This window comes from Rivularia sp. PCC 7116 (genome assembly GCF_000316665.1).
Classification (GTDB): domain Bacteria; phylum Cyanobacteriota; class Cyanobacteriia; order Cyanobacteriales; family Nostocaceae; genus Rivularia.
Genome location: NC_019678.1, coordinates 4,442,993 through 4,455,207, shown reverse-complemented (window position 1 = coordinate 4,455,207; position 12,215 = coordinate 4,442,993). Strand labels below are relative to the sequence as shown.

At 35.5% G+C, this 12,215-nt stretch carries 7 protein-coding genes; all 7 read right to left on the bottom strand.

Translation table 11 applies throughout. From position 1 onward, the window contains the following. Positions 1-3: 3 nt before the first annotated feature. Positions 4-3,423 (bottom strand): HEAT repeat domain-containing protein, encoded by a 3,420-nt coding sequence (locus tag RIV7116_RS33975; protein ID WP_198287541.1) that lies wholly within the window; start codon positions 3,421-3,423, stop codon positions 4-6. Between the two features lie 215 nt (positions 3,424-3,638). After that, a complete protein-coding gene (locus tag RIV7116_RS17310; protein WP_015119598.1) occupies positions 3,639-6,452 on the bottom strand; it encodes a hybrid sensor histidine kinase/response regulator in 2,814 nt (937 codons plus the stop codon). 117 nt (positions 6,453-6,569) lie between these two features. Continuing rightward, positions 6,570-9,140, bottom strand: a complete 2,571-nt coding sequence (locus RIV7116_RS17305; RefSeq protein ID WP_015119597.1) for a methyl-accepting chemotaxis protein — start codon at positions 9,138-9,140, stop codon at positions 6,570-6,572. A gap of 184 nt (positions 9,141-9,324) precedes the next feature. Then, a complete protein-coding gene (locus RIV7116_RS17300; protein WP_015119596.1) occupies positions 9,325-9,816 on the bottom strand; it encodes a chemotaxis protein CheW in 492 nt (163 codons plus the stop codon). 33 nt (positions 9,817-9,849) lie between these two features. Then, positions 9,850-10,227, bottom strand: a complete 378-nt coding sequence (locus RIV7116_RS17295; protein WP_015119595.1) for a PleD family two-component system response regulator — start codon at positions 10,225-10,227, stop codon at positions 9,850-9,852. A gap of 183 nt (positions 10,228-10,410) precedes the next feature. Next, positions 10,411-11,502 (bottom strand): response regulator, encoded by a 1,092-nt coding sequence (locus tag RIV7116_RS17290; protein ID WP_015119594.1) that lies wholly within the window; start codon positions 11,500-11,502, stop codon positions 10,411-10,413. A gap of 121 nt (positions 11,503-11,623) precedes the next feature. After that, a complete protein-coding gene (locus tag RIV7116_RS35890; protein ID WP_157229295.1) occupies positions 11,624-11,779 on the bottom strand; it encodes a hypothetical protein in 156 nt (51 codons plus the stop codon). Positions 11,780-12,215: the final 436 nt, after the last annotated feature.

The window sequence follows — 12,215 nt, the reverse complement described above, 5'->3', positions numbered from 1 at the left end:
AGATTAATATATATTTGTTGAATGAAACTTAACGAGCCTAGCTAATTTGTTTGCGACCCAATCAGGCACGCTGTATACTTTTTCCTTAGCAAGACAACAATCTCGCAATGCTAACAAGAAACCTTTGATTGAATCTATTTCTCCTCGCATCTTAGGAGCATATTGTAAGAACCACCTATTCCATTTGAAATTATCATTACGATAATTTTCTACTAAATATAGTGCCGCAAGATACTCAGCTAAGGGGTCAAGTGTAAAAGAAATATTTTCTTCGCTTTTATCGGTCACTTGTATAATGCGTAAACTTTCTTCAAGATATTTTAAGTTAAATTTAGCATCATTTCCACCCAGTATATTAATTGCAGTTTTTACTGTGATAGGTTGAGGAAAAAATTTTTTGCGTAAGCATTCCCATGCGATTTTTTTAGCTACTTTGTGAACAGTACGATTATCCAAGCGATTTTCTTTTACACGTCTGTTGACTTCATTGATATAAGCGAGCATTAAATCAGGAACATTCTGTGGTAGTCGAGTAATGTTTGAGAATGGAAAATATCTTTGGTTTCTATTTTCTTCGATAGAACACAATACATCAGTGTAAAGTTTAGCGAGTAAAATTGTGATTTCTCTTTCTCCTAAGATTTGAGAAAAAGTTGCTAGTTCACCACAAGCTTGATAAACATTTTTAAGCTCAATTTTATCGCTTTGCTTTTTTACCTTTAGATATTCTTCCATAAAATTGGCTAAAGCTACACTTCCATTTAAAGGAAGAGGTTTAATCTTACTTTTTGTAATTCCTTTCAGGATATTTTCAGAACGCGCTGTAAGTACCAATGCATTGATAGGAAAATCTTGAATAGCTGTATTAATTACTTGACGAGTTTTTTTTCCTAGCTCGGAAAAACCATCTACAATGAGCAAAATTCTTCGCCATCGCAACAATTTTTCTAATAGCTCCTCATCTATATCATCTAACGTTGGTTTTCTTGCAACCATTTGTTTAAGTTCATCTATAATACTTTGTAAAAAACGGCTTTTGGATTGCGCTTTTCTATGAACTACAACATCTTCGTCAACAACTATGTCTTTATGAAAAACTAGATCGTGCTCAATAAGAATTGGTAACATTCGATGTTTTTTACATATTCTCTCTTCTTCATTCTCAGACATAGCCCATTTTGCAATTTGACAAGCAAGACTAGTTTTACCAGTACCACCTTCGCCATAAATAAGTATGCAGCTTCTATGTTTATCAAATTCTCCTCTCAAATTTTGTCCACTTAATTTGTCAATTTGGACGTATTTTTGTGAACTATCATAAAATAAAACTGAAATTGGAATATGAATAGAGCGATTGCTTACTGTATCTTTTCTTTCAAATTCTTTTTCAACTGATCGAATATGTGCATCAACCCATGCATCTAAAACTTTAGGAAGGTAGGCAAAAGCTTTCACAAATAATATATAACGTAGAGAAATATTGATATTTCCATCTATGGGTTGAATTTGTAAAGGAATGTCAAATGGTTTTAAAGCCCCATTGATTCGCAGTAACCACAATGGACGTATAAAAAGCAGTGAATACCAAAGTAAAGGTAAGAAAAATAAATATATAGCTACTGGCACAAACCATTGATTTTGAGTAATCCAAATCCATATTCTATCTGGCTGACGAAGCTTTCTCTTATCTTTAAGATAATCAATAGCACGAAAGATATTAGCAAATGATTCTTTGGGAATTTTCTGATGAGAATTTTGTAATATCTTATCAGCTTTTTCTAAGTTTGATATCACCTCATCTAATTGATTTATGTTTAGCTCTTTTGCATTATCAAGTAAACTTAGACAAATGCTGTCAAGGCTTGAAATAGCTTTCAACCGAACCCATTTATCATCATCGCCTAAAACTTTGGTCAGAATCGTAATAGCTTTCAAATCTAGATTATCTAAAGATTCGATAACTGTGGAGCGTAGTTGGGACGATTCACTTTTATCAACTAACATCTCCGTTAATACATTTAAAGCCCGTTCATTTTCCGATTTATGAGCTATTTTGCCTAAAGCTTCGATAGCTTTGGATCGTAGTTGAGGTGACTCAGCTTTATTAACCAGCACTCTGTTGAGTATATTAAAACCTTGTTCGTATTGCGATTGATCGGCTATTTTACCAATAGCTTCAGTAGTTCTCAAACGAACTTCAAGAACTTCCCGCTTGTCGAGTAACAATTTGCTCAAGGTGGGAATAGCATCTCTTGCTGATGCACCAATTCTACCCAGAGCCTCAGCAGTTGTCGAACGAACTCTAGGTGATTCACTTTGCAAGGCTACTATCAGTTTTCTAACAATTTCACTATGACTTTGTTCTAATTGTGCAGCAATTTTACCTAGAGCCTCAGCACTTTTAAAACGTACTTCAAGGGATTCCTCATTATTTAGCAACAATTTGCTTAAAATCGGAGTTGCAATTTTAGCTGATGCACCAATTCTACCCAAAGCCTCAGCAATCTTTGAACGTACACTAGAGTGTTGAGCTTTATTTTGTAAAGCTTTACTCAGAATATTAATAGCCTTTTTATCTTTTGTTTCTGCACCGATTCTACCCAGAGCATCAGCAGCTTTAGAGCGCACCTTTATAATTTGATCTTTGTTATTTAGAGTTGTTTGTAAGGCTGAAATTGCTTCTAAATCTTCTGCACCGATTCTACCAAGAGCATCAGCAGCTTTATAACGAATTTCATGATGCTGATTTATATCTTTTAAAGCTTGTGAAAGAGCAATAATAGAATCTTGATTATATTTAACCTGTGAACCAATACTGCCAAGAGCGTCAGCAGCACTCAAACGTACAATTTTAGATTCATTATTATCTAACAATACTTCCTTTAAAGTAGGGACAGTTTGCTTAGCTTCTTTACCAATGGTACCAAGAGCATCGGCAGCGCTCGAACGTACTAAAGGTGGTTGGTGCTTATTTTGTAGAGCTTTACGAAGGGGTATTACAGTATCTTGACTTTCCGTTTCTGCACCAATATTGCCTAGTGCATCAGCAATACTAGAGCGTACTTTAGCTGACTCTGTTTTATTTTGTAAAATTTTATTTAAAATAGGCACAGTCTCTTGTGCTTCTAGACCAATGTTACCTAACGCACTAGCCGCACTAGAGCGTACAGAGTCACTTTTATTATCATTCTCCAATATTGCTTTCAAATCAGGAACAGCAGCTTTTGCTTCAGTTCCGATAAAGCTTAAAGTATCAGCAGCACCCGAACTTACCAAATCATTTTCATTTTGCAAAGCCTTTTTTAATGCTGGTACGGATGCTTGACCAATTTTTGCTAAAGAAAGAATGGCTTTTTTACGTTTACTCTGATTTTTATTATTTAATTTTTTGATATGTAAATCTATTTGTTTTTCCTTCTCCAAAGTTTGCTGCGCCCAGTTAGGCTTACTTAGAAATGCAGGTAATAAAAAGCATATAATAACGACTGCGATCGCCTTACAGATCGCAGTTGAAAAAATTGGAATCGGTACAACTATTTTCTTTCTAGTTCTAACCACAAGTTGCCCCATTTCTAGCGACTGGGGTTTATTGTAGTACTATCACAAGCAAATACTAAGTATAGATTAAAACAAGTATGTCAGTTGTCCTCACTAACCACTTGTTTCAATGTCTGCAATAATTCATGCTCGTTGTAGGGTTTGGTTAAATACACTGCTGCCCCTAACTGCATTGCTAGCTGGCGATATTTTCCGGTGGTGCGCGAGCTCAACATAATAACGGGAATCTTTTGCAGATTTTCTTGAGACTTGAGTCGGATGAGAAAGTTGTAACCGTCGAGACGGGGCATTTCGATGTCGCAAATTATGCTTTCTACTTCTAAGCCACTTTGCAATTTTATCAGTGCCTCTTGTCCATCTTTTGCTTGTTCTACAAAGTATCCGGCTCTTTCAAGGGTTAGTGCTAAAAAGCGGCGCACGTTGACTGAATCGTCAACTATTAATATAGAATTTTTACGGTTTTTAGGTGATATAAATGAAGTTGAAGATAAAGGTTGGGAGTTTAAATTTAGAGTATCTTTTTTGGCAATTAAACTTAATAGTTGTGCTGGACTTACTAAGGGAACAATACGACCGTTATCTAGAATCGTGCAGTTGTTAAAGCCTTCTGGTAAAGGAATACTGCCTTCGACTCGACGAATAGCTACTTCTTGTTCGTCCCAACAGCGGTCTGCTTTGATTGCAATTAATTTATTGCCAGTGCTGATAATTAATACTACCTTATCTTCTATTCTCGGTGGAATTTCTTGGATTGATGATGTAGAACGAATATTATTGAAATGTAGATAATTACTGATATCAACTAACTCTACTAAGGAATCGTGCCAGTTAATAAATTCACCATTTGAACCTGGTAGAATCTGCTGATTTTCTAATAGGCATATTTCTTGTATTGCATCGGTAGGAAAGGCTAAGGGTATACCGCTAGTTTCTACTAAAACAATTCTGGCAACAGAGAGTGTAAAGGGTACTGATAGAGTAAAAGTAGTTCCTTTGCCAGAGATAGAATCAACTGTTATTTCTCCATTGATCAGTTCGAGATTGTTACGAACAACGTCCATACCAACACCGCGCCCGGATAATGTCGTGACTTGCTCGGATGTACTAAATCCCGGTTCAAAAATCAGACTGAATAAATCGTCGTCGCTGGCATTCGCTAACATCTGAGCGTCTAAACCCATCTTTTGTGCCCGATTGCGAATTTTGTCTATGGGTATGCCGTTGCCGTCGTCGCTGATGGTGATAATGGTGCGATCGCCTTTATGAATCGTTTTGATTTCGATTAGCCCTTGTTGTGCTTTTCCGACTGCGATTCTAGTTTGATTATCTTCGATTCCATGATCGAAAGCGTTTCTCAGCAAATGCATCAAAGGTTCGTTTAAGGCTTCTAATATACCCCGCTCCATCAAGATATTTGCGCCTTCGATTTGTAAACGAACGTTCTTACCGTATTCTGCATTCAAATTCTTCAAAGCTCTGGGTAAGCGCTCTAATATTTCGGAAAGGGGGCGCATCCGAACTTTAGTTAGAGAGTTTTGAATTTTTCTCGATGTTCTATTGAGGAGATGGTTTACTTGTTCTGTATCTTCTAAATTAAGAGTTATATCGCCGGTAATTTCTTGAATTTTAACTATATTTTCCATCACTGTTTGAGACAGTGTATGCAGTTGGCTATAGCGTTCTAATTCTAAAACATCAAATTTATTGTTATTACCGGAAATATTTTCTGTGGGGTGCCATTCCCAGTTTTTTTGAATTTGATAATATTTTGGCTTTAAGGTAGATAACTGTAAGGAAAATTTTTCGTAAGATAAACGCAGTTCGTGATTTTCACGTTCGAGAGTTTTTAAGCGGATAGAAAGGTTACGAATTAATTTACTGATTCTCTCTAACTGTAATTTTAAAGTATTGCGTCCGATTGTTAGCTCGCCAAATAGATCGTTGATTTGTTCGAGTTGCTTGCTGGGAACCCTGACTGTATGTTCTTGATTATCTCTTTTATTTACGGGGCTAAATTCTGGTTTTGTTTGGATAATTTCTTCTAAATTCGGAGCAAAATTATTTACTATATCTAATTCTTGACTAATTTTAATTGGATGAGAATTTTCTGCTTTATTATCGTTAATTGTAGTAGGTAAATTATCTACTTTACCTGCAAGCAATAAAGCTTGAGTATTTCGCCAGGATTGCAGCCCTAAATTAGCAATTTCTTTAACTTCCGCATCAGAAACCGCAGTAGATAAGCTTTTAATTATTGACTCGCAAAGTTTGGTAAAAGCCGAAATTTGCAGCATTTCCCCCAAGCCACCCAATTGAGAAGACATCGTTATCATCTCTTCCCGCAGCACAGAAGCATCTTGTTGTTTTAATAAAGATTCCAAACGTTGTAAATAACTTTCAACTTCTGTTTTAAATAATAAAGATGTAATTTCTTGTGGATTGTCTTCCGGAGAAAGAATTGTCATTGCATCTTCCGGAGTAGGTTCTCCCAATATCTTGCGTAATTCTTCAAATACTGGGTAGCAAAAAGTAGTTATCCACTCTTCATTAACATCATGCCCTACTGAAATAGATTCTACAATTTGCCGCAGCCAATCAATTGCAGACAGCAGTAAACTTTGTAGAGAGCTATCAATTTCTAAAGTATTTTTGCTAGTTTTTAAAACTTTGAAAGAATCTTCCAGCAGATGAGATAAATTACTTAAAGGATGAAACCCCATAATTGCCGCACCACCTTTGATTGAATGGGCGGCTCTGAGTGCAGCATTGACTTTTTGTAAGTCAATTTTACGATTACTCTGAGCTTCAACAATAACATTTTCTAGAGTGTCAATATGCTCGGTAGCTTCCTCTAGAAACTGCATTTTTATTTCTAATTCTTTTTGTGAAGACATGTTATTGGAAATGGGGCACTGGAGATGGGCAGGGGGGAGAGTGAGGGGAGCGCGGGAGCAGGGGGTAGAAAATTATTAACTAGCTACTTGCTACTGTTAACTAATAACTGTTCACTGTTAACTGACTTTAAAAGCATCTACACTAGCGGCTAATTTTTGAGAAATATCTACGGTTTTCTGTAAAGATAAAGAAATTTCTTGAGAAGAGCTTCCGGTATTTTCTGATATCTTGGCAATTTCTTTCATTAAATTAGTAACTTGTTTAGAAGTTTTAACTTGAATAACTGTAGCGGCAGAAATTGATTCAACTAAGCCGTCAATTTGATTGCTAACGTCAAGAATTTCGTTTAAGCTTTCTTTGGTGTCTTCAATTAAACGAGTTTCTTCTACTACTTGGGTAATCCCTAATTCCATCGCTTTGACTACTTCGCTGGTTTCTCGCTGAATGCTGGCTACAATATCTTCAATCTCTGCGGTTGCATCGCTGCTGCGATTTGACAAAGCAGCTACTTCTTCTGCGACTACAGCAAAACCTTGCCCTTGCTCTCCGGCTCGGGTGGCTTCAATTCCAGCGTTGATAGCTAGCAAGTTGGTTTGCATGGCTATCTGGTTTATCAATGACACTACATGAGAAATTTTCTGAGAAGATTCCCCTAGCAGTTTGACTTTTTTCGCAGTATCGCCGATGGTTTCCCGGAGATAATGAATGTTTTCTACCGTTAAATCCATCGCCGCACCACCATCTTGAGCAGTATGAAAAGCCTTGCTAGCGACATTGGCAGCTTTTCTTGCACCTTTGGCAATCGACTTAATTGAAGCCCTCATTTCTTGCACTGCTTCTAAAGTGCGATTAATTTCCAAAGCTTGCTCGTTAGCGTCGATGCTCAACTGATTAATTGCACTTCCATCACTGGCGATGGCGCTGTTAACTTCGGTGGCTGTCAGCTTAACTTGGGTGACAATTTCGCGCAAGTTTTCGATGATAGAGTTGAAAAAATCTGCGACAGTACCAATTTCTCCAGAAGTAACTTCCGCACGCACGGTTAAATCACCGTCACTGACTGCTTCAATAGTTTCAATTAACTGAAGAATTTGCTGTTGCAATACATCTTTTTTATCAGGTTGCTGTTGCGACAACTGTTGAACTTCAAAAAGATTATTGACTCGCACTAAAGCTTTGTTGATAATTACAGCCGATTCTTCAAATAACTGTATTTCTGATTGTTGCCAAAGATGAGTTTGGGAAGATTGAGCAGCTATTAAATAACCAAATAATCTTTCGTCTTGATTTAAAGGTACAATTAACGTCGATTTGATGTTTAATGCTTCTAACTGTTTGACTAACGGCTGTGGTAAACCACCTTGGTAAATATCGTTAATTGCAATAATACCATCGACCTTGAATTCAGAAAAATCAAATTTGTTACCTAAAGCTGGAGCTAAGTCTATATTATTCGATTCAGCAATGAAACTTTCTGTTTCAGATGAATCGAATTTGTAAATTAGCGTTCTTTCAACTTTTAAAGATTTGCGGATATTTTCAACCGCTACATCGCAAATTCCTTGATGATTAAAAGATTCAGATAATTTGATTGCTAATTCTTGAATGGCTTGAGTTTTTTCTAAGCCTGTCAACTTTTCTAAACTTAAACCAACTTGAATTGCTAATTGTTTTAATAAGTTGATTTCAAATGCCTGCCAAAAATGCGGATTCCAACAATGATGCGCTATCAAAAAGCCGAAAATTTTGTTATTCTGAAAAATAGGAGTTAATAAAATTGCTTTAATTTTTAAGCTTTTCATTAACTGCAAATGTTCGCTGCTCAACCCCGCTTCATCAACATTATTAATAGCTAAAACTTCGGATTTGGTATAAATCTCGGTAAGTTCTTTAGCTAGAGAAATATCTTCTATACTTTCTCCAAAAGTGATAGGTAAACCAGGAGCGATTTCTTCAGCGATAACTTCTCCTTCACCATTAGCATTGCAATGATAAATAACTACTCGATGCGCCCCTAAAGTTTGTCTGACTTCTTTTACAGTTCGATTGAATAAATCTTCGCGGTTAAGAGATTGAGAAGTTGAAATAATAGTATCTGATAGTAATTTAGCTTGTTCGCTTTCGACTCTTTCTTCAAAGAGTAGCTCTTGTAATTGTTCGACAATTAAATTTACATTTCGACTTAAAGCTGCAAACTCATCTTTACCTTTGATGGGAATGCGGCTATTAAGATTACCATTCGCTAATTTTTTAACCGCCAAATTAGCAGCATAAATAGGTATAACTAAACGGCGAGCAAGAGTTGCAGCACTGATACCCGCAAGCAAAGCAGCAGCTAAAGTACCCAATTGCAACATTAATAGTAACTGTCTTTGGGATGCTTCTACCTGCTCTAAAGAATTATTATCGGCATTGCTAACAACTTCAGGCGAAATAATTTTATTACCCAAATGATAAGATAATGCTGTAATCCCGACTGTGGGTAAACTGCAAATAGCCAGAGACAGCATTACAGCTTTACCGTTTAAACTAGTCCGATTTAAAACTGAATTAACTCGTTGAAAAAAAGAATTTGGCGATTGCTTGGCTTGATTATTAAGATATTGAGGAAAATTTGATATTTCTGCTTCCGAAATGCTATTTTTTTTTGTTCTTTGGTTTTGATTCTGTTTCAGCTTCTTCATCATTCTACCATCTCAAATATTTTTGCAGGATGCTTGTATGCTATTGGCTTGTAACTCTTGATATTGCAGATAAAATTGGCAGTTATAGCAACATAAATATCTTTGTATTAGGGAATGAGGAACGAAAAACAGAGAAATTTATTTAAGAGATTCGCTAGTACTGTAATTTACCAAGTGCAATTAAAGATTACTTAACGTGAAGAAATGAAGATTTTAAAATAGCTTGTATATTCAAAAGTAAATTTAATTCATTCTCATGCCAAATACATCCATTTAAATAAGGAACTATATGACTATCTTGACTGTCAGGAGGTTGAATAGCTCCAGAGTTAAATCTTACAGTACCTCGGATTTCTGGCACCATTAAACCGATAGTTTCTTTTTGATGGCTAATCACAATAATATTGCACTGCCCCATTCTATAGAATTGCGATTCAAAACCCAATATATTTGGTAAATCAACAACCCAAATAATTCGATTTCGCCAACTCATCAATCCCAAAATTGGCTCAGATGTATTAGGAATCGAAGTTATTGCTTCTAAAGGTAATACAGCTACTTCTTGAATAAAGTTTACCAGCAAAACAGCAGCAGTATTTTGATTTAACTCAAATTGAAGATAGCCATCGCCCAAGTTTTTTTGTGGTTGGGTTAGTAGCTTGATATTAGATGCATTCATATGTAATAAAAACTGATTTCCGGTATCTAAAAATTATGCAAAAACTGATTGAATCGTATTAAGTAACTGCTCGCGAGTATAGGGTTTTGTCAAATAAGCACTGGCACCTTGCCTAATTCCCCAAAATTTATCAATTTCTTGATTTTTAGAAGTGCAAATAATTATAGGTATTTTTTGGGTGACGGGATTTTTTTTGAGCAGCCTGCATAATTCAAAGCCGCTCATTTCCGGCATTACCACATCAGTCACAATCGCATCAATATTGTTTTTCAATGCTATCTCAAAAGCTTCTTGTGCGCTGGTAGATTTAACAATTTTGTAATCACCATTATCAAGATAATGATTCATTAACTCTAATTCACTTAAAGAATCTTCAACAATAAGTACAGTAATTAAAGAACAAGTAATCAAATTAAATTCTCCTTAATTGGTAATTGGTAATTGGTAATTGGTAATGGGTAATTGGTAATTGGTAATTGGTAATTGGTAATTGGGCATTGGGCATTGGGCATTGGGTATTTATAATTAATATTGATAATTTAATTTACTTAAAAACTGTTAACTACTCACTGCTCACTGCTCACTGTTAACTGCTCACATCAAATGCTGAAAAATTATCTTCAATAATTCGCTTTGATTGAAAGGTTTTGTTAAATAACCGCTAGCTCGAACCATTTTTGCTTTTGCTCTATCGATAAAACCTTTTCTTCCCGTTACCATAATTACGGGTACATCCTTGAAATAAGAATGCTTGCGTAAAAGCGAACATAATTCATAACCATCTAAATTTGGCATTTCTACATCTAGCAAAATCAAATCAGGATTGGTGCGTAGAATTTGCATCAAAGCTTTTAAAGGCTCGCTAAAACCAACAACGCTAAAAATTTGTTCATCCAAAAAAGATTCAATAGCTGTCAGTACCGTAGGGCTATCATCAATACAGACGATGGTATAAACTTTTTTACGGTAATTCTGGTAATTTTGTCTGTAAAGACGCTGACGGCTGTTATAAGAATTATTTGTAGATTGGTTGTTGACTTGACTAATCCCTGCTTTCGGCAAAGGTTGCTGAATGGGTATCTTAGTTTCTGATGGTGCTTGATTCAAATATTGGGAAGGTGGAGTTGTGATAGCTTGTTTGACTTCATTTTCTTGATTCTTTGACTTATTTTCGCAGTTTTCTATTAATACATTCATATCTAGGCTGCAAAATTTCGGCATCTCCTGCATAAAACTTTCAGTCGTAAATTCATAACTCCCTTGTTTAACAGCCAGAAAAGAGCTTAAAACTTCCGCAGCTAATTCTTTAATCAGAATCTTTGCTTGAGCCGGAGTAATTAGCTTTTGATTAACTAACCAGCAAATAGCTAAATAATCCGGATTAAGTATCGCTTGATTATCAATGCCTTTTTGAAATATGACTCGTAACTGCTGATAAACTTTTTTTTGAGCAAGTGCGGGAATTTGCTGACTATACTGTTGCAATTTGTCATAAAGCAAATTAAACATTTTATCCGTACAAGAAGCATAGATTAGCTTGCTATCCTCGAAATAAAATGACCAAGAATCTGATGTCGTAAAAACTTGTAAACACCCAGTAACAGGTTTATTAGTAATTTTTTTTAGCAGTGAAACAGGCTGTATTCGCTGAAAAAATCTATATCTATTAATAGGAAGGATTTTCATGTTCTGTGGCTTTTAATTTACTACAGAGATACCGCAAAAAAATAACTTTGGTTATAGCGAATGTAGGAGCCGCATACCAATTAACAGGTAATGTTTTTGAAAATTGTTCTTCTACAGAACATTAAAACGTATTGTCTCTATCTTTCGCTAATACCGTAGATGCAACTATTTTTGGAACTTGCACAATTACAAACAAAAAGAAACTTTGTAGCAATACTATGCAGCGATGGGTAGCGAGCGATTCACGACAACACCATTTTTCTACGAGAATCGTCATCCTGGATATTATCTAACTTTGAAGAAGCGCCAACTGACAGCATAACCAGCAAAGAGAGCGTCAGCTAGGTGGTAGATGACAAGCAACTAACTTACTAACTTTTAGATTACTCTAATGTAGCAGAAAAATTAAAAGATGTATGAAAGTTTTTATTGGCAAGTAAAGCTAATATTAAAACCAAATATCGCGAATGGCAAATATTTTTTCAGAAATAATTAATTATTGTTTTTGGGTTCTTATACTTAATAAACTCTGTCTGTAGAAGCGATAACAGTTTATCTGTATATTTATAAATAAATAATTTAGGTGGAGTTGTTTTGCTTTTTTTCCGGATATTTATATATTAATAAAATTGTTAGCGATTGAGTTGGTAGTGACTTATATTTTTTATCATTTTAGGTAGCATCCCAATTTTGAACAAATACTTTACCCGACA

Excerpts from the sequence above, each read along its gene's own strand:
- RIV7116_RS17290 (WP_015119594.1), bottom strand. The coding sequence starts at position 11,502 with ATGAAAATCCTTCCTATTAATAGATATAGATTTTTTCAGCGAATACAG.
- RIV7116_RS17310 (WP_015119598.1), bottom strand. The coding sequence starts at position 6,452 with ATGTCTTCACAAAAAGAATTAGAAATAAAAATGCAGTTTCTAGAGGAA.
- RIV7116_RS17305 (WP_015119597.1), bottom strand. The coding sequence starts at position 9,140 with ATGATGAAGAAGCTGAAACAGAATCAAAACCAAAGAACAAAAAAAAAT.
- RIV7116_RS35890 (WP_157229295.1), bottom strand. The coding sequence starts at position 11,779 with ATGACGATTCTCGTAGAAAAATGGTGTTGTCGTGAATCGCTCGCTACC.
- RIV7116_RS17300 (WP_015119596.1), bottom strand. The coding sequence starts at position 9,816 with ATGAATGCATCTAATATCAAGCTACTAACCCAACCACAAAAAAACTTG.